The following is a 24,930-nucleotide window of genomic DNA, read 5'->3' on the forward strand; positions in this document are numbered from 1 at the left end:
CGCATAAAAGCAGTGGAGAGTTACATGAATAACAAATTAGTAGGCAAAAATGTACTTATTACTGCCGGTGCACAGGGTATTGGCGAAGCGATTAGTAAACAATTTATTGACTGTGGAGCCAATGTCGCCATCCATTATTTATCTAGTGCAGAAACCGCTAATCGATTGGTTAAATATGCACAAGATAAAGGTCAAAAAGCGATAGCAATTAGCGCAGATTTAACTCATTCAGCACAAGCCGACAAACTAATCAAACAAAGTGTGATTGCACTTGGAGGGCTTGATATTTTAATTAATAATGCCGGTTCATTAGTGGCTCGAAAATGGCTAAATGAAATCGAGGCTGATTTCTGGCAAAAGGTGATGGATATTAACCTAACTTCTATGATGTTAGTTACTCAGGCAGCAGCACCTTACCTTGCACATAATCCTCATAGCAGTATTGTTAATTTAGCGTCATTAGCCGGACGTAAAGGAGGGCATCCAGGTTCGCTGGCTTATGCAACTAGTAAAGGCGCTATTTTAACTTTCACCCGTGCGCTTTCCGCTGAGCTAGGTGTACAAGGCACCAGAGTAAATGCAGTAGCTCCTGGATTAATTTTAGGCACTTCGTTTCATAACACCCATACCAGCAAAGAATCTGCTGAGCAAACAATTGCAAGCATCCCAATACAACGTGCAGGCAATGTAAATGATGTTGCTCGTGCGGTGATTTATTTAGCCTCTGAATATGATGGTTTTATTACTGGGGCAACGCTCGATATTAATGGCGGCGTTTACAATATGTAACGCCGCTTTAAAACCTAACAAGCTATTTTAAATATTAACCACTGAACGGGCTAACATGTATTACCCATGATGGCCTGCAACACAGGGGATAGATCAGTGTCAGCATTAATTAAAACACTTCTCAGCTTTGGACCGGCATTTTTAGCCATAGGTTACACAATAGGTACCGGCAGTGTTACAGCTATGATAGTTGCAGGTAGCACATTTGGTATGCAATTACTTTGGGTTTTACTATTAAGTTGTTTATTTTCAGGAGCGCTGATTTATGCCTACGGAAATTTTGCATTAGTCACTAACGAAACAGCACTTTATAGTTTCAAAAAACATCTAAAATTTGGTAAACCGATTGCTATTTTGATTATTGTTGGCGTTAGTTTCGGCCAATGGAATTCATTAATTGGCATATTAGGGATTTCAGCCAACATTATCTTTGAAATGATAGCAATGTACTTTCCGGCTGTTATAGCGCATAAATATCCTGTCGTAATAGCCATTGCTGCGATTGTAATTGGTATTATGTATGCAATTTTATTAATTGGAAAATATTCACTTTTTGAAAAAGTGCTCGTTATCTTTGTCTCCTGTATGGGATTATCTTTTGTATTATCTTTATTTGTTGTTCACCCCCTGCCATCAGAAGTAATAAAAGGGTTAATGCCAGTCATCCCTGATGTTGAAGGCGGCAAAATGATGGTGGCAGCATTTGTAGGCACAACAATGGCTGCCGCAACTTTTTTGTCTCGTCCTTTGTTTATTCAAGGCAAAGGCTGGGGCATGAATGATAGACATCAGCAGAAAAAAGATGCAATTCTTGCTTCTGTCTTGGTCTTTTTTATCAGCGCTTCCGTAATGGCTGTTGCATCTGGTGCATTATTCCATAATGGACAAAGAGTGACCGAAGTATTAGATATGGTTAATGCGTTAGAACCAATAGCAGGTAAAACAGCTTTAACTGTATTCTTTTTTGGTACTTTGGCTGCTGGCTTATCTTCGGTTTTCCCTTGTATGTTAATTGCCCCTCTGTTAATTGAAGATTATCGCTCAGGTAAGTTAGATACTCAGTCAAAACAGTTTAGAATCATTACTGGGATTGCAGCTGTGTGCGCATTAACTATCCCAGTGTTAGGTTTTAACCCCATAAAAGGCCAATTATTAACACAAGTATTTAATGTATTTGTTTTACCATTGGTGGTATTTAGCATTATTTTAATGATTAATAACAAACAGCTAATGAAAGAGTATAAAGCTGGATATCTGCTTAATTTTATTTTAGGACTCGCCTTTTTATTTTCAATCATGATCTCTTATAACGGCGTATTAGCTTTAGTTGAATAAATAGGATAAGCACAGATGATCTTAATTATAGGCGGGGTATCCGGTACCGGAAAGTCAACCATCGGCCAGCTATTAGCTAATCGCTTAAACCTGCCATTTTATGATGCGGATGATTTTCATCCGCATGCTAATCTATTAAAAATGAATAAGGGAATTCCACTTAACGACTCTGACCGCCAACCCTGGCTTGAAACTTTATCAAGCCAAATATCTGTTTGGGCGAAAGATGAAGGCGCTGTTTTGGCTTGCTCTGCGCTTAAACAAAGTTACCGGCAAACGCTTTCTTCTCAATGCCGTCAACAGATTAACTGGGTGATGCTAAATGGTTCAAAACAACTGTTAATGCAAAGGTTGAAAAACCGCAAAGGACATTTTTTTAAACCCGCGTTATTAACATCTCAACTTGACACACTAGAGTTACCAGAATATGGGCTCGTGATGGATATTGCGCAGCAGCCTGAAGTGATCATCAATCAAATTGTAGATAGCTTAAATGAGAAATAAATCAGCGGTATAAAGTGGGATTTAAGCTAACTTCTAATCAAGAGTTAAAGTGGAAGTTAAGTAAAAAAGAAGCCGGTAATATATTTACTGGCTTCTTTTTAAGATTAAAGATCGTCAACAAAGTCTTCACGCGCAGGACTAAACGTATCAATCAAAATGCCACCCGTTGGGCATGTTGCACCATGATCGGCATAAGGTGGAATAAAACAGCTATCACCAGCTTTTAATATTTGCGTTACGCCGTCTATATTAAAATGGAACTCACCTTCTACTACATAAGTCACTTGAGAATGGCGATGTGCATGATTATAGCCAATAGCACCTTTATCAAACCAAATTTTAACAGCCATTAGCTCTTCGTTATAACCCAACATTTGACGTTTTAAACCACCACCAATATCTTCAATTGGCGTTTTATTGCCAAAAGAAAAGTGTTCACTCTGACTCATCACTAAACCCTATAAAATTGATTAACCCGAATTCAGATAAACCTTTTCAACCAACTATTTAAATATATTAAATCCTGTTAATAAGCAATATAGCCTATCTAAAAGGCTTGAGCACTGAACTCAAAATTAATGGATAACACAATAGAATGAGCGTATTTAATTGGTATATTTAAATACGCTTTCGAGATTGCAAATACAATTTTGTGCAACCGGTAGACAGCCACAACTAAAAATAAATTACTGCTCTAGCTTTAAAAAGTAATCAAAAATTTCAGGCACATTGCCATTACCTAAGCCCGATTCAACAGCGGCTTGTAGGTTAGCAGACGTACCTTCTGCAATTTGTGCTCTAGTACCTAAATCTTTAACCATTTCAAGAAAGTAACCTAAGTCTTTATTAGCATTATTAATGGAGAAACCTAAATCACTTACCCCATCCACCGCATAGTTTTTACAAAAATGCATAAACGGAGAATTAGATGGTCCAGTCGACATGATTTCAAATAATTGCTTTCGATCAACTCCAGCTCGGTCTGCAACAGCAAAAGCTTGCGACATTGCAGTCACAGTCGTCATACCAATAAAGTTATTAATTAATTTAGTAGTGTGACCCGAACCTAAAGCACCCAAGTAAAACACATTTTCACCTTGCTGCTCTAAAACTGGTTTAACTTTTTCAAATATAGCTAAATCACCTGATGCCATAATATTAAGTAAACCATCTTTGGCATGTGCAGGAGTACGCCCTAGCGGAGCATCAATCATGCCAGCACCTTTTTGAGCTAAATCAGCACCAATTCTACGAGTAGAAGCTGGAATAGAAGTCCCAAAATCAACAACGACAGCACCTTCTTTGATACCCGCTAAAATACCCTCTTCACCATAAATTACTTTCTCAACTACATTAGATGTTGTTAGACAAAGCATTATAATATCGCTTGCTTGAGCAAGTTCTTTGGCTGTCTTAGCTTCGGTTGCACCACGTGCAACAATTTCTGCAACAGCATCTTTATTCAGATCCATTACAACTGGCTTAAAACCTTTATTTTGTAAGTTTTGAACCATGTTGCTGCCCATAAGGCCAAGACCAATGAAACCTATAGTTGGTTTTGCCATGTTAAACTCCTAAGTCAATTAGCAAATTTTTATCTGGGTCTTAAATTATTTATCTACAGTTGCTTTGACACGAATGCCTTACCCCACCGTAAAATAACCCAACACAAAAAATACTAACCAAACAAAACAAAATTGTCAATCACATTGTAAGTCAATCAAAAATAAATCCGTAATACAAAAAATATTGAGTTTATTTTTATGATTAGCTTTTGTTTAACCTATATTTTTTGATTTAAAATAAACGCTAGCGTTGCTTATCCATGTAAGAAACTTATTTTTATATAGTTTTTTTGGTGAAAGAGGATGAATACCAAGTTGGTGATAGGTTGGATAGTTTCAAACTTTAAAATGATAAAAATCAAATTAATTGTAAAACAACAATAGAATAAAAACGAAACTAAGATTGACAGGTTCGCAACTTACTTACGAACCTGTCAATTAATTAATAGCAAAAGCTTTAGTTATGAGTTTGTTCTAAAGCATAAAAAGTGGCTTGTACATAATCACTGCCGTTACCAGTATTATTTTGATTATAAACACCAGCTTTGAAATACATCCAATCATCTGCATCATCATAGCCGCTGTTATTCATATCAACTGTTTCCGTTACCGTAGGTTTACCCTCCCGTAAGATTTTTACAGTCAATAAATTTCCAGTAACATTAATTTCATAGCTGAATTTTTCATTTAAGGATATACCATCAGCTGGATTTGACGCACTGCTACTTCGTGAACCAATCATCTCATACCATTGTTCGCTATTGCCATTACCTGGCTCATGAGCAAAATAAATTGAGCCTTTACTGTTACCAGGAAGTTTACGATAATACAATCTAACCGGTTCATCATCTTCGGCATGAATTTGTCCAATAATAACCCGACCAACCTGATCAGAATTACCTGTTGTAGTTACATAATTCACCGCAAGAGTAGCCTCTAAAGTCCCATCAACACCGCCAGCTGCATTTTTAGCAGAACTGGGCGCCGAGCTAAATACCCAATTATTTTCATTTACACCAGAAGTATCAATAGAGGTATTGCCTGCACGTAACATTTCACGTAATTCAGTTCGAGTATAGCTAGTATTAGTTGACGTTTTATAACCGTCTACCGGGCATTTAAACACCATGCCACCATCAGATCCGGTATAAAAATACGCACTACTTTGGTAACCACTATTTAGTTCATTTTCTTTAATACTATCGGCAGTACCACTATTGTCAGTATCAGTCGGCACACTCAAATACCATCTGGACAAATCAAAATTTTCAGAAGGTGCTTTAGTTGGGTCTAAATCCGAATTGCCTCCGCTATTGCTATTTTCCTGCCCAAAAACTTTAACTTCCGTAATATTAGTCCAGCTACTACCTGCACTATTAGAAAATGTTTTAATACGAATTTGCTGAGCATCGATATCTGTAATGTCAAACAATTCAATATTAGTAGTATTTCCACTACTCACATCGTCAAATACTTTAGTCCAGCTACCACTTGTACCTGGTCTTGCATAGACTTCAAAAGTATAAACTCTTGAATCTCCCTGTCCCCATGCAATACCAAGCTGTGTGATAGGTGTAGTTTCATTTAACTCAACGGTTAGATTGACAGGGGATCCAGCCCCAGCCCACCTTGAAGCCCAATTGGTATTATTGTCTATCACATTAGTTGCAGGATAACTGCCATGACCACTGCCATCATCAAAAGCATTATTAATTGTCAGCTCACCATTACCAGCTTCATCATAGAGTTCAACTTCTTTTATATTGGTCCAGCTACTACCTGCACTATTACCAAAAGTTTTAATTCTCACTTGTTGAACATTAGTGTCAGGAATATCATATACTTCAAAACTTTCGGTATTACCTGAACTGTAACCATCATAAACTTTGTTCCAACTACCAGAACTCTCAGCCCGAGTCCAAATTTCAAACTCATAACTTTGGTTGTCTCCCAACCCCCAAGCGATTCCGACTTTTGAAACTGTTTTAACTGAACCTATATTAAGTTGTAAATTAACAGGAGAACCTGACGCAGCCCAGCGGGATGACCAACTCAAACTACCATCAAGTACATTTGATGCAGGGTAATTAGCATGGCTGCCACCCCAGTCTTCTGCACTGTCAATATTAATCGTTCCGGCTTGCGTCATGGCACTAAAAGCAAACCCAGAAACAAGCATCAATAGATTTGATATTTTCAATTTAAATTTCCTTCATTTAATTAATCTTAATCCACTCAATTTTCGATTTACAAAAAAACGAAACATTGCAATACAAAAAAACAAACAAAATGTATTACATCAATTCAGTAATTTAGTTTAAAAAGTTAAAATATCAAATAAAAAGTCAAATAAAATTAACCAAAACACACAACTAAATTAATAAAATAAAAACAACAAAAATCCATAAAATGCTGTTTTATAATTAAAAATAAAAACAACAAAATGTTTAACAAAAATAAATTGAAAACTTACAATAAGACTTACAATGTGACAATCAACGACAAACAAGGGTTATTATGAAGCTTTTAAAAAAATTTTGGATTAGTCTACTTTTTTCTCAAATTAGCGGAGCGTATGGTAATGATTGGATTAAGATAGATACTTTTGAAGAATCAGAAAATATTCATAGCTGGCATCAGATTGACACTAAAAACGAAACTAGGCCTTTTATTAATAATCCTCAGATCACCGAAATAAAAACAGAAAACGCCAACAATAAATATTTACTCAAAAAACCAGCAGAAAATGGCGTGATCGGTAACAGAAAAGCACTCACTTTCAAGAAGTTGCCCATGCCTGTACAAGTAGGGGAAATTTACACATTTTATACTAGAATAAATGTCGAGTCTTTTCCAAATAACCATGCTTTTGGGCTTAGTAATTTAGACAAACAAGGCATAATAAACCATGACTACAACGCTTTTGAACCTACCTTGAGAGTAACAGATAAAACTGAGTCTTCGGGGTTAGTCAATACAGGAGCGCTTATGGTAAAAACAGATCAAGGTTACGCTAATATAATCAATCCAGTTAGCCAAAAATCGGCCAAACCGTTGCAAACTAACACTTGGTATGAAATTTGGTATATCGTTAATAACTCCCCCAAATCGCAAGGGGGGCAGACTTATGACGTGTTTATGAAAGGTGGTGCAGAGTTTCCAAATCAAACCCAAGTTTATCATCAAGCAACATTTAGGATGAAGCGAGAACAAACTTTAACCCACTTTTTGATGAATTGTAATACAGGTCCTCATAATGCCCCGTATGGAAATGGAGGATTAAAATATGATGATATTTTCATGGCGAGAGGTGTTAACCTACTCTCTCCAAAAGAATTAAATAATCAAAGTTTTTAGCTTGTTTTGTTATTGCTTTTTTAAGTTAACATTGACTTTTATATAACTGTCAATGTTAACTTGAAAATAGTATCCCTAAAGCGATAACTTAAAAAATGAATATCGAGAATAAAGATTTTAATTTGCTATATTTATTTAGCGTCTTGTATGAAGAACGCAGTTTAACTAAAGCATCAAAAAGATTAAACCTAAGCCAACCCGCTTTAAGTCATAAGCTCAATAAACTCAGAGATGAATTTTCAGATCAATTATTTGTCCGTACTGGGCGGGGTTTATCCCCGACACCAAAAGCAGACCAAATGGCTCTGGAGGTATGTGGTTTAGTTAAATCCATCGAGCAATTTTATCAACAGACAAAAGACCAAGATTTTTTTAATAAACCCGATAATATTCATATATTTACTACAGATTTCATTGAGCTGTTAATATTGCCAGAGCTAATTAAACGGGTAAGAAAAATGGCACCAAAAGTGAAAATTATCACCCGAAATACAGGTGGAGGCCTACCTCTAGATGCGTTTGAGCAGGGTAAATGCGATATTGCAATAGCAGGTTTTTATCAGGATTTACCTAACCATTATTATCGTCAAAATCTGGCAGAATATCAGTTTCATGTTTTGTATTATAAAAATAACCCACACTGCCAAACTCAACTGGATCTAGAAACCTATATTAATAGTCAACATGTAGTAACCAGTTTAACTGGCGATTTAAATGGAGTAGTTGATAAAACATTAGCAAAAATGGGAAGGTCGCGTGAAGTTATTGCTGGTGCATCCAGCTTTTTAGTACTACCTCATGTTATTCGTAATTCCACTTTAATGTTAACTTGCTTAACACCAATCGCTCGGCATGCTACTAGCCTTTATAATGATTTAGCTTGTCAACCACCCCCATTAAATTTGCCAACAGTACAAATGGAGCAAGTATGGCATCCAAGAACACAAACTGATCCTTTGCGTAAATGGATACGTAGCCAAATAAAAGAAATATTTGAAACTATTAAAATAACCTAAATTACGATAACCAGAATAATTACATGTAATATAAACTCATCCTAGCCATCAATATTTTTGAGTTAAAGTACTCACCCGCAAGGTAATTGAATTTAATAGAGCTAAGCCAATAATGATTAAACTAGGCTAATAATTATTGGCTTTAACATATAATTATCTGTAGTCAGACTACAGTGATAATGACTCTGCGATATGCATATAATTGAGGTTCACCATCATCAATAATTGACAATATAATATGTATTTCTTTCCCTTTGGCATCGCTTGGGATCAATAAGTGGGTGTTAACCTCGGTCGGCTGTAAGATCACAATTTCTTTTTGATAATCACTTGCTTCTTTATAAAACTCCCATGAATATTGAATTTTATCTCCGTCAGGGTCTGAACTTTCACTAGCAGACAAAAAAATTGAATCACCAGCTTTTGCTTTAACATAAACAACTTGCTCAGATTTAATTCCGTTAACAACTGCATACGGATGATGGTTTGCATCCTTATACTGAGCTGATATTGTCCAGTCCATACGGGCTTGAAAATCATTGTTGTATGCAGTTTTCCAACGGCTAATTGCTTTGCCACCTTCCGCTGCATCACCATACATGTAATAAGGATCGAATAACTCATCCTCTCCTTTCATACATTCCATGCCTCGTATAGCAGGCTGCTTTTGCTTAGCAAAACGACCTCCCCAACCGCCTTGAGCTACTTTATTCGGATCATTTAAAGCTGGGTTTATTAAATGCATAAATGCGGGTGTATCACCTTCAGTTGCCCATTGGCGATTTGGGTAAGCTCTTCCTAAAGGACCATGCCTTTGGATATGTTCTGCTAAATAATCGTCAGACGGTTGCCAGCTATAGACGGCGAGGCTTCGAATATATAAAAGTTCAGGGAATGTTTTCGCTATCCAAGTACCAGCATTATCTTGACCTAGTACATCATATACTCGAATTCGTTTAATAATCTCCGAAAACTCTGTATCAGTCCGATTATTTTTTAAATCCCATAAAGATTGAGCTATGGTGTTACACCCTCCCCAACAAGTTAACCACAAAGGTCTGGTATCTTTTTTATCTATTGCAGCGATAATCAAATCCGATCCGGGAGAATTTTTTCCTGTACCTACATCACTCATCCCATAACCAGTTTGTCCCATAACTGAAACTGATTGTAAAAATTCAGGGGTAGGAAAGCCTTGTGCATGTTGGATGAGGTTTGGATACACTTGATCATACACTTGTAAAATTTTATCGACGTAATCAGTATTTTGTTGAGACTTTTTCCAGCAACCTGTTGAAGTAATAATTCCCTCAATATCAACTTCGTTAGCCATAACTAATTGCCGAATTAATGATTGTTGATCATCTGGATCAGCCCCCATATCAGTGGTATGAATCACTCGAGCTTTTGACGTGACCAAATTTTCGTTTCCAGATTTAGTCGATTGGGAACTACAACTAACTACCAATATCGTTAATACGAATAAGTTAATAAAGCATATCTTTTTTTTATTAATCATATATAAATTTTCCTATTCACTAGATTATATTAGTGATGAATAGTGGGTGAGATACTCTGCTCAAGGTTTAGAATGAACTTATCCAGTACAACACCAGGATCCACCATCCAGACTTTTATATCTTGAATACCGGCTTGATTTATTTGATGCTCAGATATACCAATTGATACAGCTCTCAAAGTATTTACAGTCCACGAAGTAGAATATTCTTTAGCGTACAAATCAATAATTTGTGGATTTTCTCCATTCAGAGATATCGCATATCGAACACCTTGATGCTCAGAAGTAAGTTTATGAGTTGGTAAAGCATGCGTATGTATTTTTATTTTTCCAGTACTAACTGTATAAAATTGATAACTCAAAGATGGACTTTGATTTTTTAGCTGAGTAACATCAAAGCTAGCGACTGTAAAAGGTTGAGTAGTCATAGCATGCTTTGAAGCCGCAGCAGAATTTAACTGATACCAGTAAGTTCCATTTTCCCCATCAGTTTGAGAAATATAGTTTTCAGCTTCTATTTCAACTACGTTTTTATTCTCAACCGCTATTTTTAAATTATTTGTTACTACGTTTGTCGGATTAAAAATATTAAGTGTAATATCATATTCACTATTTTTATCGGATATGGTTATCTTTGCTGGTATATCTTTACCGCTAGGTGCTAACTCCCAGTCAATACTGACAATAATCCGATTATCATTTTGACCGTTTGTTTGGCTTAATTTGACCCATGATTTATTTGCAGTTGCAGACCAATGAATCGGCTGAATACCTTTGTTAAATACATCAATAAAGCAATGAGTATCTGCAATTTTGTTAAATAAAGGTAATAGCCCTGTTTTGCCTTGTTCGAGTGGCGCTGCATTTCCCTCAATAGCAACCAATAGTTGGCCTTTGGTTTGCGCCTGATAACTGCCGACTTCCGGCATACGCCAAGGGTTTTGAGTTTCATAGGCCCATTTTGGTAAATCGGTTACAGGCATAGGACTTATCATATATTTCCATTTACCATCGGAATTGATTTCATTATAGAATTTATTTTCGTCCATTAAGTCGTTATGCGCCTCTCTAGCCTGCTCTGCTAATATATGAGTCGCAGCACGCTCTTGTTTTGCCCATAAACGACTCCGTTCCGCTAATAATTCCTTTTTATTAATCAGATATGTAGCCCTTATCGGATATAATACCATTTGATAAAATGAACTTTTATAGGTTTTAGCTAAGCGTTGATAAATTTGGTTAGCAAGCTCAGTGGTTTTTTCAAACTTGTTCAATCTTTGCATTGCTTCATCACCTTTTGCGATCATACTGAAAGTATTTGAACCACTAGTATGCATATGCTCTGGCCGCTTAACGATATTTAAGCTGAAATAGCTTTGCATAACGTTCGCAATATCTTTAGCATATTCTTGACCAAAAGTTCGTTCTGCCCATTGGCTAAAATATTTATGTTGGTCAAAATTTCTGAATGCTTCAGGATTTCGAGCCATGCGTAGGAAGAATTCAGTGCCAAACTCATGTGGTTTGATATCTCCAACATTGACAATCCACATTTTATTAGCATTAAAATCCCAAGCTTTGATCATTTCAGCATATGTCATCCCCGGCGGGGTACTATTAAACCAAAGATAGCTAGCAGGTACACCCCAATATGAAAGATGGTAATACACACCTGAACCACCACTACGTTTTTGCTCTTCAGGTGTTGAAAGTTGGCGAATATATCCATGATTATCATCAGGCCACACAATAATAACGTCATCTGGCAACTCTAAACCTGATTGATACTGCACTAGGGTTTCTTTGTAAGGAATAAAAATTTGTGGTATTTCTTTTGGATTATGGTGTACGTGTTCTGAGATCATTTTCCGTTGGTCTGGGATAATATCATGCTGAATCTTTTTTGCTTTTCCTTGTTCTGTTGTGCCTTCAGGCGCCAACATACCTACATCTGTACGACCACGCATTCCAATCGTATAGATGTTTTCGTAAGGGGCTGTTTCTTTAACTCGATTTTCCCAAAGCTTGTATATAGTGCTCTGATTCGTCCAATAATTATATTCACCATGTTCATCATTTTTGAACTCATGGCTATTAGTTAACATGGGCTCGTGATGCGATGTACTGATGATAATTGCATATTTGTCAGCCATTTCTTTATTACCTGGCATTAAATAAAATGGTGTCGTTTCACGAGGAAATTCATGCATTCCAGGCCAAATCATATTCGCATGTAACCTCAGTAGCAATTCATAAACAGAGGCATAAGTTTTAGGGCCAATATTTCCTATTTCTGGTTCAAATGTTTTACTTGCCCAAGGCAATAATCCCCAGTCTTCATCATTGATAAAAATACCGCGATACTTAATACCTGGTGATCTTTGAATGTATTGACCGGCAACATATAAAGCGGTTTTTTTGGTTGTAGGGACATCTCCCCAAAAATGCCAAGGTGAAATGCCGATTGCCTCAGATAGTGCAAATACTCCATAAGCAGTACCGCGTCTATCACTCCCAGCGATCACTAATGCTTGGTCTACGTCTTTAAATGGATTTTGAACTACTTTCGCAAAATAGGCCTCCCATTTACCAGAAATAGTAGAAACATCTAATTTGTTACTTGCTATCAGTTCATCAATCAAGGGGTTGTCACCAATAGTACCAATAATAATTGCATTTTTATTATGCGGCTTTGTTGTTAAAACCTGTGCTTTGCTACCAGTAACAGTCTCTATATCCTTTGCCAATGCATTAGCGGCTATTGAGACGACTTGTGCGTCAAATTGACTATAATAGATTGTGGAAGCTGAGAAGTTGTCTGCAATTTTAATAGAATTTTTTGTTTCGGATGATGTTATTGGCATAAACGGAATAGTTAAGTAATCGGTTTCCTGAACCAACTGCATACCGTCATAAGGCTGCCACTTACTATCAGAGGCATATTTAGAATTGGGGCTACCTTGCTCATGACTATTTATAATTCCGCACCCGCTTAATAAATTAATAAAAATATAATATGCAAATAGTTGCGCTTTTTTAGTACAGAATATATTCATATTTTCATGTCTTATTTTATTCAATTAATTTCTTAAAAGTGAAGCTCTTTAGCCTGCATTATTTATGACAGGCTAAAGAAACAGATTCAGAGCCTAAAATTTCCTTGCATGTAGCCCTAGCATAGATCCAACAAAACCTCCGACTTTTTCTGTGCTTAAAATGGTTGCATCTGCACCCATTAACACAGGTTCAGTTACTTTATTTTGACGATAGCTAAAGTTGATTTGGTCTTTATCACCCGATATAACCAACTCAATTGCAGCAACTTGATCGGGTAAATAAACATGTTTAAGCACTTGCCGTTTGCCTTCAACAACAGACTCAACAAATAAGCGGTAAGCTGTATCTATTTTTTCTAATCCCAAAAAATAATGAAATTTTTCATTTTGATAAGCCGTGATACCGAGTTGTAAACCTGTTTGTTTTGGTAGGAGAACTTTTGTACTTGCTTGATAAGTTTGATGCTGAACACGTCTTGCTAAATAAACAGGCTGCTCTAAACTCATCAAATTTTGTTTATTTGCTTTTAATTGCGCATATCCATTATTTAACCTTAACCAACTAGCATTATTGTGACTACCTAACCAACTCCAATTTAAATCAAGTCGTTTAGTTTCAAATTCATCCGTCCAACTAAAATTACCAGTTGTTTGCTCTGCATGTGTAATTTTTTCACCACTGGTAGGCTTTTTAAGACGGTAAGGGATGGTTTCACCTTTAGGTAAAATTTCTGGCCAACCGTCATTTGTCCAGGTTACAGGTAATAAAAAGGTTTCACGCCCAGTATTGTACAAGGTTTTGTTATATGAACGAGTTGCTAAAAATACAGCCCACCATTGCCCTTGCGGAGTTTTAATTAAATCAGCATGCCCAGCGGTTGTAATTGGATCCGGTCGGTCTATATCTAAATCTCGTTGAGTCAAAATGGGGTTAGCTTGATAAGGGGTAAAAGGTTCATTTAAATCTTTGGTTCTAAACACCACCGCTGAATGATTATAGCCTGTCCCTCCCTCTGCACAGACTAAATAGTACCAACCATTAATTTTATAAATATGAGGGGCTTCTATCCAGATTGGTTTTTTACTGATGTCTGTGCCACCATCGACAATTAATTTTCTCGATTCTGGTTTTACTTTTTGGGCAACGGGATCATATTCCCATAACCAAATCGCTCTATGACCTTCATATAAAGGTTTACCCAATGGGGCATCATTATGCGCAATATAAACTTTACCGTCATCATCAAAAAAGATATCTGGATCAATACCACCTACCTCCGGTAACAGAATTGGTTTTGACCAAGGTCCTGCAGGGTTTTGCGCTGTAATGATAAAGTTTCCCCCTGAATATACAGCAGTAGTAATAATATAAAACAAGCCATTGTGATAACGGATAGTAGGTGCATAAATACCACTGGATACGTCGATACCAGATAAATCAAATTGGTTATCTCGTGTTAAACCATGGCCAATCAGAGTCCAATTAACCAAATCCTTACTATGAAAAATCGGTAACCCCTGATTATAAGCAAACGATGAAGTAGCAATATAATAATCGTCGCCTTTACGGGTAATACTCGGGTCAGGATAAAAACCTGAAATTATTGGATTTTGAAATTCGTCAGCAGCAAGTGGTTGGTTAAAAACAGTGTCGTTACCTTGATATTTAAACCAATCAAAATAAGCGGTATCAGCTTGTTGATTAAATTTAAGATTCGGATCAGATTCAGTTTCGTTATTTGAAGAGCAGCCAGCCAGCGCCAATAAGGCGCAAACTGACAATACTTTTAGAGGTTTTAAATATCTCATTATTTTACCAATGTTTTAAATTCAAAATATAAAACTTGAATTTATTCACCTTGCCCCGGCGCAAACGGGAATTGCATGGCTTTATATGCTTCTAATGTACCCTTTGGTTTCTCTAATCCTTCAGGTATAGGCTGATTAGAAAAAGTTTGGAAATACAATACACAAGCATTGCGCCACCATATTGCTTCTTTTAAATGGATAGTATTAGCCATTTGCACTTGTTTAAATTGCAGCGGATCAATTTGGCCTTTTAAACTGTCCCAACTTTGATTAATTTGTGCAACTTGCTCAACCCCTAAATAATACCGGTGAACGATTTCATTCCATAAGGTTCTACCAGAAGACTCCACTTTGTAATCCCAAGGTAAATGATGGAACCATAATAAATATTTTTCTGGCGTTGTTTTTGGATCTGCTAATTGCTCTTTTAATGGTGAAAAATATTGTTCAACTGCATTAACACCACTTGGTGAACGATCAAAACCAATACCGTCTTTTGCCGCTCTGTGATAATAAACCGGATTCCAATCCGCTCGGCCTAAATCATCAACCCAAGGGCCCGGACCATAATGATGACCAGTGCCCATAATATGATGCAAGCCTAACGGCGTCATATAGTTTACAGTTGCTTCATGCGATAACATCATCATCTCAGTGACCTTTTTAACAACCGCTGGTTTATTACTCAGAGTCATTCTAGTCCACTCTTCGGCAACCTGCTCTGCACTGATATTATAGTCCCACGCCATGCGGCCAAATACATACCAGTTAGATTGCAAAATAATATGTCCGGTCCAGTTTCTGTCAGAGCCAATATTAGACACCCCTGCCATACCGGTAATGGGATAATCATAAACTTCACCTGCCACTACTTTACCAACAGTTGACCCTTTACCTTTTGCATAGGTATCTGTTTTTAAGACTTCTTCATACATTGGTCCTAAATAAACAAAGTGGGTACTAAATCCTAAATACTCCATAGTGATTTGAAATTCCATCATCATTGGAGTTTGTTTAGTTGCCCCAAATAATGGACTAATTGGCTCTCGTGGTTGAAAATCTATTGGACCATTTTTAACCTGCACCATCACATTTTCACGGAATTTGCCATCTAAAGGTTTAAATTCTGAATAAGCTTGTTTCGAGCGCTCTTCATTTTTTTCATTGGCGTAAACAAATGCCCGCCACATCACAATACCGCCATGTGGTTTTAATGCATCTGCCAGCATATTTGCGCCTTGTGCGTGAGTTCGGCCATAATCGCCCGGACCAGGCTGCCCTTCTGAATTTGCTTTAACTAAAAAGCCGCCAAAATCTGGAATCAGCTGATAAATTTCAGCAACTTTTTTATCCCACCATACTTGAACATCTGGATTTAGCGGATCTGAATTTTTTAAGCCACCCAATGTTGCAGGCGAATTAAATTTAATCGATAAATAAACTTTTAACCCATAAGGGCGAAATAAATCTGCCAGTGCTTTTACTTTTTCAAGATAAGCGGGGGTCAGCATAATAGGATCAGCATTTACATTATTTAATACTGTGCCGTTAATCCCAATAGAAGCATTAGCGCGCGCATAATCTGTATATTTCTGATATTTGTAGTCTGGCAATTTATGCCAGTCCCAAATTGACTCGCCAGCAAAACCGCGTTCTACATGCCTGTCTGGATTATCCCAGTGGTTTAAGACCCGCACTTTGGTTTTAGGTGCAGTTGCAACATTGATATGACTTAAATCTGACTCTGTTTGTACTAAACGCAATAAGGCAAATGTACCGTACAATGCACCTATATCCGTATTAGCTGCAACGAGTACAACTGGCTTGTTGTTATAACGCATTTGACGAATGACATAGCCTTCATCCCCTAACTGGCTTAGCTGCTGATTTACCTCTGGTAAAAATTGGCTGGCCGTTTTAGCAGTCGCAACCACTAAATTCGCAGAGTTTAAAACGGTTGGATTAGATGCTTGTAATAAACCATTAAAGGCATAATCTAATTCATCACGAATAATCTGACTGGTTTTGGAGTTCCCCTCGACATGCCAATTTACCAACCATTTTTTATACTCAGGTAAAATACCTTGATTTTGAATGGGGTCATATTTTAGCCACAACCGGTAGCCATCTTCACCTGTTACAATACTGGAAGCATTTGCATAAAGCGCAGTTAAGCTCATTATGCATACCCACACCATAGATAATAATTTTTTCATATTTAAAGCTCTGTTAAAGATTATTAGCACTAATTTGAATACTGTCTGACGCTAAATCTGCCGATTTTGCGATTAGTTTAAATACGCCATCCGTGCCTGGTTTAGCTTTTACAATCACTAAAGCTAAGCCATTAAATGCATTGCGCTGATGTGAATTAAACGGGGTAAAATCAGTCTGGTCACCATTGTCGGTTGCAACAATTTCACCATTACCTTCAATGCTAAATTCAATTAAGTGATGGCTTTTAGGTACAGTCAATCCATTTTTATCCTGTATTTTTACCGTAATAAAAGATAAATCTTTGCCATCTGCACGAATATTTGTGCGATCAGCAGATACAGCTAATTGAGCAGCTGAACCTGTGGTTTTGACCTCTGATTCAGCCCATTTTTTACCGTTTTTATAAGCAACCGCTTTTAATGTACCAGGTTGATAAATAACCTCATCAAAACGCATTCGATATTCGTATTGCGCTTTATGCTGACGACCTAAAGATTGTCCGTTTAAGAACAGTTCAACCTCATCACCCGACGTAAAAATGTGCACAGGCGTCACTTTGCCTACTCTGTCTGGCCAATTCCAGTGCGGTAAAATATGAACCATAGGTAAATCAGGACGCCAGTGAGACTGATATAAATAAAATCTGTCTTTTTTAAATCCGGCTAAATCTATCATCCCGTTATATGAACTTCGGGCTGAGTAATAAGGGGTCGGCTCGCCTAAATAATCAAATCCGGTCCAAACAAATTCACCACCAACAAATGGATGGCTTTCAACTGCTTTAAACACCTTGTCTGCGGATGAACCAAAATCAACCGCGTACAATTCATAACTGCTCACATGCATAGCTTTAGAGTCGCCACCCATACCATCACGAGCTGGCGAACTGATTTTATCTGTCACCGGAAACGTATAAAAACCACGGCTACTTAAAGCAGATGCTGTTTCGCTCCCTAAAATAATTTTGTCTGGGTGCGCATTATGATAAGGCTGATACTGAGGTTTAGTTTTTATTCTGTCTTTAATTTCATCAAAAATAGGATCTTGGCGAATACCTTCACCTTGATAATTTAAGCTAATTACATCCATCCCATTAGCAAATGGCATATCTGGTTTTGCCCAGTTTTTCGAGGCCGTTGTCGGGCGATAAGGGTCTTCACTTTTTACAATATCCGTTAAATGTTGCGCGAGTTTATAACCTGCTTCACCATCGTATTGCTCACCGACTTCATTACCTATACTCCACATAATAACAGATGGATGATTATAGTCTCGGCGAACTAAAGCCCGCATATCCTGCTCATGCCAATCATCAAATATTAAATGAAAATCATGCGGTGTTTTTTTCTTTTGCCATACATCAAATGATTCATCCATTACTAAAAAGCCCATTTTATCAGTCAATTCTAATAGCTCTGGATCAGGTGGATTATGAGCCATACGAATTGCATTTGTGCCCATCTCCTGCAAAATTTCTAATTGACGCTCAGCCGCTCTACGATTAAATGCAGCGCCTAATGCCCCTAAATCATGATGCTGGTTAACCCCTTTTAGCTTAATCAGTTCACCATTAACATAAACACCGGCATTCGGATCAAATTTAAGGGTGCGGATCCCAAATTGAGATTGGTACTGATCAATCAGTTGACCATTTTTAAATACCTTGGTGATCGCAGCATATAAATGAGGCGTTTGCTGTGGCTTTGGCCCCCACAATTTAGGGTTCATTACCTCAATCCCCGTTTGACTGGCCGCTGTGCTATTGCCACTAATACGCAATGTCTTTTTAGGTGATTGAGCAACAGAGTTACCTTGAATTTGCCCTTGGCTGTTAAGCTCAAAAATTTCAGAGCTTACTTCTACCATTTGAGTATCTGCTGTAGTATTTTTTACGTTCACTTCAAAATTAACCAGTGCCCGTTCAGTCGTTGCAGACTCGGTATGAACTTTAGTTCCCCACTGGTCAACATGTACAGGATTCGTTTTAACTAACCAAACATCCCGATATAACCCACCACCTGGATACCAACGAGAAGAATGATTTGGATTATCTAGACGAATCGCAATTTGGTTTTCACCGCCAAAATTAATATAAGGCGTTAAATCTAACCGATAACTTGAATAGCCAAATGGCCATCCTCCCACTAAATGACCATTTAACCAGACCATTGAATAAGACATAGCGCCTTCAATATCCAGATAGATTTTTTTAGTTTTATCCACTTCCGTTACAGTTAAATCTTTACGATACCAAGCAATACCCGGGCTAGGTAAACGCCCCATACCCCCACCAACTTCTGGATTTTCACCTTGGTAAAATGGCCCATTTATGGCCCAGTCATGTGGTAAATTAACTTGTTGCCATCCACTGTCATTAAAGTCGTTTTGAACAAATTTAAAATCACCGCCTGGGTTACCCGCAGGACGTTGATGTCGTTTAGCAGGATCAGCAATAAATTCATTACCTGTTGGTAAAATCCACGGTTTTAATACCGTTTTATCAGAGGTTACCTCAACCGCATCGGTCGGTTTGGTATCAGCGTCTTTATCATCTTTAAAATGTTCAACTGCAGGGCGAACATCATAAATCAGCTCATCGGCTAATGCTGCATTGTCATATTTATAAAATCGCCAGTCTTGGTTTAATGACAAAACTTGCCGTGAGGTTTGCGGCAATATTTTAACCTGATCTACATCTGACGGATTATCCGGCGCTTTTGAACAGGCGCATACAGCAAGCGCACCTAAAATAGCCGTTACTAATTTTTTCATTACTGATTCCTATATCGAAAAAAAGCCAATAAAAATTGGCTTTTAACAGAGTATTCAATCTCAATAAAATTTAAAAATGTGTTTTACTTAATTCTATTAATGCATTAACAGCGGGTTTTGCTTTATTCTGGCGATCAAACAATAGCGGATAATCTGTACGACCTTCAATCGGCCAACCATTACGCCAAGTCTGACTATCATTCACCCCCCAGAATGTCACACGAGAGATAGATTCTTGATGACGGGCAATAATTTTGAACATATCAACCAAAAGTTGAGTAAATTCAGTTGAAACAGATTCAGGTAAACCTTTGCTATACGGATTAAACTTATCTTGAAGCTCATAACTAATTGAAATATCTGCACCTTGGTTTTCTGCCCCCGGGAAACGGATCACAGTAATATCAACCTCGGTTAACATCACTTTAATGCCTAAATTTTTATAAGCGATAATTGAAGCTTCAAATTCGGCTAAATCAGGATTAGTCACTAATGACGGAATACTATAATGAGCCTGCATCCCGATTGCGGTAATTGGAATGTTTTTATCTAATAAAGATTGGACAATGCTAACCGCGCCTTGGCGTTTTTTCGGCATCCACAAATTATAATCATTGTAATAAAGTTCAGCATTTGGATCTGCGGCATGCGCAAACTCAAAAGCTTTAGCAATATAATCTTCCCCTAAAATTTGATACCACTTTGACTGTCGCATAGTGCCATCTTCATTTAATGCTTCATTAACCACATCCCACGCTTGAATTCGTCCTTTATAACGTCCAACAATGGTATCTATATGATTTTTTAGTCGACTCAGTAATAATTCTCGGCTAGCGGGCGCCCCATTTTCATCTTCAAATACCCAGTTTGGCGTTTGTTGATGCCACAACAAAGTATGCCCAATCACAAACTGATTATTTTTTTCGGCAAGTTCGACTAATTTGTCTGAAATTTTAAAATTAAACTGTCCGGGTTTAGGCTGGATTTCTTCCCATTTCATTGAATTTTCTGCGGTTACTGCTGAAAATTGGCGATTAGAAACAGCCTGACTTTGTTGGTCATAAGCACTGTATCCCATAATTTGAGATTCACTTAATGCAGTGCCAATTAAAAATTTATCTTGATAGGCTTCACGCAAAGTCATTGTTTCAGTATTAGAAACAGATGCACTCATTTGTGTCATTGAATTATTTGAAGTTGCGCAGGCCGTTAGCGCTAATCCAGCACAAGCAGCAATCCAGAGCTTTTTCATTGTTACCCCAATATTGGTCAATTTAATTTGTTTCATTTGTTAAAAACCCAATTAATAGTCAAATAAACTATATTATGGATATTTGTAAAAATCCAGCTTAAAAATGAATATTTTTACAATACCAATACAAATTAATCCTAAATATTTTCAATTTTTTTCAGTTATCACCCTGAAAAGAGTTTACATTTTATTAATGTTTATATAGTTTATATGACCATTAAAAGATGAATGATGAATAAAGGTAAATTTAGATGTCGCAACAGCGCCTTTCGATTAAAGAAAAACTCGGCTATGGCTTGGGTGATACGGCAAGTAATATAGTATTTCAAATACTCGCCAATTTTATGCTGATTTTTTACACTGATGTGTTTGGGATCAGTGCTGCTGCGGCCGGTACATTAATGCTGGTTGTCCGTTTATTTGACGGTATTACCGATCCGGTTATGGGTGGTATTGCTGACAGAACACGCACCCGATTTGGTACTTATCGTCCTTATTTATTATTAATGTCAATCCCTTACGGTGTATTAGCGGTAGTGGCGTTTACTACACCTGATATCGCCCAAGACAGTAAACTCATTTATGCGTATGTCACTTACGCACTATTAATGACTTGCTATACCGCGATTAATATTCCTTACTCTGCTTTAGGCGGTGTAATGACAAACGATCCTAAAGAGCGGGCTTCACTACAATCATTCCGTTTTGCTATGGCAATGAGTGGTGGTGTGATTGTGGTGTGGGCTCTGCCTCAATTGGTAGATGCTTTTGCAGATTATGGTAAACAAGCTGGTTATCAATATGCAATGGCCGTTTTAGCTACGCTCGCTGTGATTTGTTTCCTAATATGCTTTTTATTAACTAAAGAGCGAGAAGAAGTTAAAGTTAGCGAAAAGTCCAGTATTGTAAAAGATTTTGGCAGCTTATTTAAAAACGATCAATGGGTGCTAATGGTCGTAATTACCGTGTTTGTACTCACTTTAATTGGTCTGCGCTCTGCGATTGCACCGCACTATGTTAAATATTATGTTGGCGATGAATCATTAACCAGTAACTTTTTAACGCTGGGTATGATAGCGTCTGTTTTAGGGGCTTTAGCCACCCACTTTTTATCACAAAAATTTGGTAAAAAACCATTATTTCAATTTGGCTTAATTGTCGGTGTAATTTCTCATGCCGCTCTATTTATTTTGCCGGCTAGTCAAGTTGCGCTGATTTTTGTCACCTTTTTTATCGCTAACTTTGTTCACATGATAGTCACGCCGCTGATGTTTTCTATGATTGCAGATACTGTAGATTATGGTGAGTTAAAAACCGGTAAAAAAATTATGGCGATGACCTTCTCTGGGCATTTATTAGCAATAAAATTAGGTTTTGCAATTGGTGGGGCAATGGCAGGCTGGTTATTAAGTATTTACAACTATGTGCCTAATCAAGCTCAAACAGCAGAAGCATTGAGTGGCATTATGTTAGGCTTTGCAGCTATTCCGGCTGTTTTATTAGCCGCTGCTTATATTGTAATGACAAAATATAATCTAACCGAAGGCAAATTATATAATATCCAAAAGCAATTACACTAAGTATGATTTAAATAGCCAAGAGAATGCCCTATTATAATAGGGCATTTTTATTTATGGCCTTTAACTAATTAATGATGATACTTAGCCTCAAGCAACTTCTTCTAAGATTAAAAATTATCGCGTTGGGTGTTTTACCTGTCTTAACTGTTCAGGCAGCTCCGCAAGAAATCATTCAAATCACAGCGAACCGTAGTCTAATAACGACAAAAACACTCAGTAATAATATTAATTTAAATAAAGAGCAGATTGCATTAGCTAACTCCCAGCATCTTAATCAAATATTAGGGCAAGTAAGTGGCAGTTGGCTAAGTAGAGGTAATGGTCAAGAATCTCTCTTAGCTCTGCGTTCACCAGTTTTTACGGGTGCTGGTGCATGCAATGAATTTTTATTAATGCAAGACGGGATTGAACTAAGAGCGCCTGGCTTTTGTAATGTAAATGAATTATTTGATACTACTACCGAATTTTCAGAACAAATTGATGTTATAAAAGGTTCTCACTCAGCCCAATATGGTTCAAGTGCAATTCATGGAGTTATTAATGTCCTCTCGCCAACACCAAACGAGGAACTAATAAAATCAGCTCTGACATTAGGACCTGACGGTTACCTTAAATTAAATACCCAGTATTCAAATACGAGTTCAGTTCCAACATTTTTAGGATTAAGTTTTGGCCATGATGGCGGATATCAGCATAGTTCAGGTTATGATCAACAAAAATTGCTGCTCAAGACCTTAAATAGCTTTAACCAAGTTGATATTCGTAATCAAATATCCATAACTAATTTATCACAGCAAACCGCAGGTTACTTACAGTCAGGTAAGAACAGCTATAAAGATAGCAACTTAACGCGAGAAAATTCGATTCCTCACGCTTATCGCCATGCTACATCAGTAAATGCCCACTCACGATTCAGTTTAGAGAAATATGATACTACATGGGCAATTACCCCTTATATTCGTTGGAACGAAATGCAATTTTTAATGCATTATTTACCGGGAGAACCGACAGAAAAGAATGGTCATTACAGTATTGGAACTCAAGCCATTTTTCAGTATCAGCTCAATAATAGTATATTAACTTCAGGCCTTGACATTGATTTTACAGAAGGCTTTTTACAACAATATCAAGTATCAGAAACAAACTCAGGATCAGACTTTTTAAATGCAATTCTTCCATCAGGAAAGCACTATGACTATACAATAAGCGCAAGGAATATTGCTTTGTATGCGGGAATTGAGCATAAAACAACCGAGAAAGTAACCGCATCAATCAATGTAAGATTAGATTCAAATAATTATCGTTATAATAATAAAATGCTAGCGGGAAATACTAAGGATGATGGAAGTGAATGTGCTTTTTCAGGCTGTCGTTATACTCGCCCTGAAGATAGACAAGATAGATTTAATAATCTTTCTTGGAGTACGCAAATCTCATACCTTATCAACAATAATTCATCCACTTACTTAAAACTAGATAAGGCTTTTAGAGCACCCCATACAAGTGAACTCTATCGCCTGCAAAATGGGCAAATTAAAACCAGCATAAACAGTGAAAATGCACATTCAGTTGAACTTGGATATCAATTAAACACAAATACAAATAAGTTAAAGCTTTCTATTTATCAAATAGATAAATCTGATGTTATTTTTCAAGATAGTTTAAGGAACTACGTAGATGATGCTGCTATGCAGCATCAAGGCATAGAATTAGATTTAAATCATAATGTATCTAATACACTTTCTACTGAATTAAACCTTTCTTACGCAAAACATATTTATACTAATGATCCAGATTTAACCAGTAGCGACATCAAACTTACCCACAATTATATTGATACAGCGCCAAATCTAATCGGCTCTACGCGTATAAACTGGCAATATGGAGTTAAAAGTCTCATTCAGTTGGAATATCAGTATATGTCTAAGTATTTTTTAAATCCTGAGAATACAGCTGAATACTCAGGACACCAATTAGTCAATATGAGATGGCAACAACAGCTCAGCCAAAATGTAGACTTAAATATACAATGGTTAAATATATTTAATACACAATACGCAGAACGTGCAGACTTTGCTTTTGAACAATATAGATATTTTGTGGGCTATCCTAGTAGAGTGTATATACAGCTCTCTTACACTTTATAAAGATAGGTACAA

General features: G+C 37.0%; 16 protein-coding genes. 7 read left to right on the forward strand and 9 right to left on the reverse strand.

Annotated elements, in window-relative coordinates:
- Positions 1-24: 24 nt before the first annotated feature.
- The 3 genes from N7931_RS00135 to N7931_RS00145 all read left to right on the forward strand — a co-directional run bounded on the left by N7931_RS00135 (position 25) and on the right by N7931_RS00145 (position 2,628).
- A complete protein-coding gene (locus tag N7931_RS00135; RefSeq protein WP_262791211.1) occupies positions 25-789 on the forward strand; it encodes an SDR family NAD(P)-dependent oxidoreductase in 765 nt (254 codons plus the stop codon).
- A 96-nt stretch (positions 790-885) separates the two neighbouring features.
- A complete protein-coding gene (locus N7931_RS00140) occupies positions 886-2,124 on the forward strand; it encodes an Nramp family divalent metal transporter (RefSeq protein ID WP_262791212.1) in 1,239 nt (412 codons plus the stop codon).
- A 15-nt stretch (positions 2,125-2,139) separates the two neighbouring features.
- The gene (locus N7931_RS00145) at positions 2,140-2,628 is read left to right on the forward strand and encodes a gluconokinase (protein WP_262791213.1); all 489 of its coding nucleotides are present in this window, start codon (positions 2,140-2,142) and stop codon (positions 2,626-2,628) included.
- Positions 2,629-2,732: 104 nt separating this feature from the next.
- On the opposite strand, the gene N7931_RS00150 is transcribed toward N7931_RS00145, so the two are convergent.
- The 3 genes from N7931_RS00150 to N7931_RS00160 all read right to left on the reverse strand — a co-directional run bounded on the left by N7931_RS00150 (position 2,733) and on the right by N7931_RS00160 (position 6,393).
- Positions 2,733-3,077, reverse strand: coding sequence for a cupin domain-containing protein (locus tag N7931_RS00150; RefSeq protein WP_410369316.1), 345 nt, complete (start codon positions 3,075-3,077; stop codon positions 2,733-2,735).
- Positions 3,078-3,314: 237 nt separating this feature from the next.
- On the reverse strand, positions 3,315-4,193 hold the full coding sequence (locus N7931_RS00155; RefSeq protein ID WP_262791215.1) for an NAD(P)-dependent oxidoreductase: 879 nt from the start codon (positions 4,191-4,193) through the stop codon (positions 3,315-3,317).
- A 457-nt stretch (positions 4,194-4,650) separates the two neighbouring features.
- Positions 4,651-6,393 carry a polysaccharide lyase family 7 protein gene (locus N7931_RS00160; protein WP_262791216.1) on the reverse strand — a complete coding sequence of 581 codons (1,743 nt, stop codon included), beginning with the start codon at positions 6,391-6,393 and terminating at the stop codon, positions 4,651-4,653.
- A 317-nt stretch (positions 6,394-6,710) separates the two neighbouring features.
- Between N7931_RS00160 and N7931_RS00165 the strand changes: the two genes are divergently transcribed.
- Together N7931_RS00165 and N7931_RS00170 are read left to right on the forward strand one after the other, a co-directional pair.
- Positions 6,711-7,550: a hypothetical protein gene (locus N7931_RS00165; RefSeq protein WP_262791217.1), complete on the forward strand. Its 840-nt coding sequence runs from the start codon at positions 6,711-6,713 to the stop codon at positions 7,548-7,550.
- Between the two features lie 95 nt (positions 7,551-7,645).
- Entirely contained in the window at positions 7,646-8,566 is a 921-nt protein-coding gene (locus tag N7931_RS00170; protein ID WP_262791218.1) for a LysR family transcriptional regulator, read from the forward strand.
- A 163-nt stretch (positions 8,567-8,729) separates the two neighbouring features.
- Here N7931_RS00170 and N7931_RS00175 read toward each other — a convergent pair whose 3' ends face one another.
- From N7931_RS00175 to N7931_RS00200, 6 genes are all read right to left on the reverse strand, one after another.
- Positions 8,730-9,986 (reverse strand): DUF1593 domain-containing protein, encoded by a 1,257-nt coding sequence (locus tag N7931_RS00175; RefSeq protein ID WP_262791219.1) that lies wholly within the window; start codon positions 9,984-9,986, stop codon positions 8,730-8,732.
- Between the two features lie 128 nt (positions 9,987-10,114).
- On the reverse strand, positions 10,115-13,165 hold the full coding sequence (locus tag N7931_RS00180; protein ID WP_262791220.1) for a glycosyl hydrolase 115 family protein: 3,051 nt from the start codon (positions 13,163-13,165) through the stop codon (positions 10,115-10,117).
- A gap of 69 nt (positions 13,166-13,234) precedes the next feature.
- A complete protein-coding gene (locus N7931_RS00185; RefSeq protein WP_262791221.1) occupies positions 13,235-14,950 on the reverse strand; it encodes a glycoside hydrolase family 43 protein in 1,716 nt (571 codons plus the stop codon).
- Between the two features lie 41 nt (positions 14,951-14,991).
- A complete protein-coding gene (locus tag N7931_RS00190; RefSeq protein WP_262791222.1) occupies positions 14,992-17,166 on the reverse strand; it encodes an alpha-glucuronidase family glycosyl hydrolase in 2,175 nt (724 codons plus the stop codon).
- 13 nt (positions 17,167-17,179) lie between these two features.
- Positions 17,180-19,939, reverse strand: coding sequence for a beta-galactosidase GalB (gene galB, locus N7931_RS00195; RefSeq protein WP_262791223.1), 2,760 nt, complete (start codon positions 19,937-19,939; stop codon positions 17,180-17,182).
- A gap of 70 nt (positions 19,940-20,009) precedes the next feature.
- Complete coding sequence (locus N7931_RS00200) at positions 20,010-21,227, reverse strand: endo-1,4-beta-xylanase (RefSeq protein ID WP_262791224.1); 1,218 nt, start codon at positions 21,225-21,227, stop codon at positions 20,010-20,012.
- A gap of 215 nt (positions 21,228-21,442) precedes the next feature.
- Here N7931_RS00200 and N7931_RS00205 point away from each other — a divergent pair, with 215 nt between their 5' ends.
- Positions 21,443-22,771 (forward strand): glycoside-pentoside-hexuronide (GPH):cation symporter, encoded by a 1,329-nt coding sequence (locus N7931_RS00205; RefSeq protein ID WP_262791225.1) that lies wholly within the window; start codon positions 21,443-21,445, stop codon positions 22,769-22,771.
- A gap of 71 nt (positions 22,772-22,842) precedes the next feature.
- Positions 22,843-24,918, forward strand: a complete 2,076-nt coding sequence (locus N7931_RS00210; RefSeq protein WP_262791226.1) for a TonB-dependent receptor — start codon at positions 22,843-22,845, stop codon at positions 24,916-24,918.
- Positions 24,919-24,930 lie beyond the last annotated feature (12 nt).

Origin of the sequence: Catenovulum sp. 2E275, assembly GCF_025515275.1 — a bacterium.
In the GTDB taxonomy this organism is placed as follows: Bacteria; Pseudomonadota; Gammaproteobacteria; order Enterobacterales; family Alteromonadaceae; genus Catenovulum.

What these genes read in the sequence shown, in the direction of transcription:
- N7931_RS00135 (WP_262791211.1), top strand. Translation starts at nt 25, where the DNA reads ATGAATAACAAATTAGTAGGCAAAAATGTACTTATTACTGCCGGTGCA.
- N7931_RS00145 (WP_262791213.1), top strand. Translation starts at nt 2,140, where the DNA reads ATGATCTTAATTATAGGCGGGGTATCCGGTACCGGAAAGTCAACCATC.
- N7931_RS00150 (WP_410369316.1), bottom strand. Translation starts at nt 3,077, where the DNA reads ATGAGTCAGAGTGAACACTTTTCTTTTGGCAATAAAACGCCAATTGAA.
- N7931_RS00155 (WP_262791215.1), bottom strand. Translation starts at nt 4,193, where the DNA reads ATGGCAAAACCAACTATAGGTTTCATTGGTCTTGGCCTTATGGGCAGC.
- N7931_RS00165 (WP_262791217.1), top strand. Translation starts at nt 6,711, where the DNA reads ATGAAGCTTTTAAAAAAATTTTGGATTAGTCTACTTTTTTCTCAAATT.
- N7931_RS00170 (WP_262791218.1), top strand. Translation starts at nt 7,646, where the DNA reads ATGAATATCGAGAATAAAGATTTTAATTTGCTATATTTATTTAGCGTC.
- N7931_RS00185 (WP_262791221.1), bottom strand. Translation starts at nt 14,950, where the DNA reads ATGAGATATTTAAAACCTCTAAAAGTATTGTCAGTTTGCGCCTTATTG.
- N7931_RS00190 (WP_262791222.1), bottom strand. Translation starts at nt 17,166, where the DNA reads ATGAAAAAATTATTATCTATGGTGTGGGTATGCATAATGAGCTTAACT.
- galB (WP_262791223.1), bottom strand. Translation starts at nt 19,939, where the DNA reads ATGAAAAAATTAGTAACGGCTATTTTAGGTGCGCTTGCTGTATGCGCC.
- N7931_RS00200 (WP_262791224.1), bottom strand. Translation starts at nt 21,227, where the DNA reads ATGAAACAAATTAAATTGACCAATATTGGGGTAACAATGAAAAAGCTC.
- N7931_RS00205 (WP_262791225.1), top strand. Translation starts at nt 21,443, where the DNA reads ATGTCGCAACAGCGCCTTTCGATTAAAGAAAAACTCGGCTATGGCTTG.
- N7931_RS00210 (WP_262791226.1), top strand. Translation starts at nt 22,843, where the DNA reads ATGATGATACTTAGCCTCAAGCAACTTCTTCTAAGATTAAAAATTATC.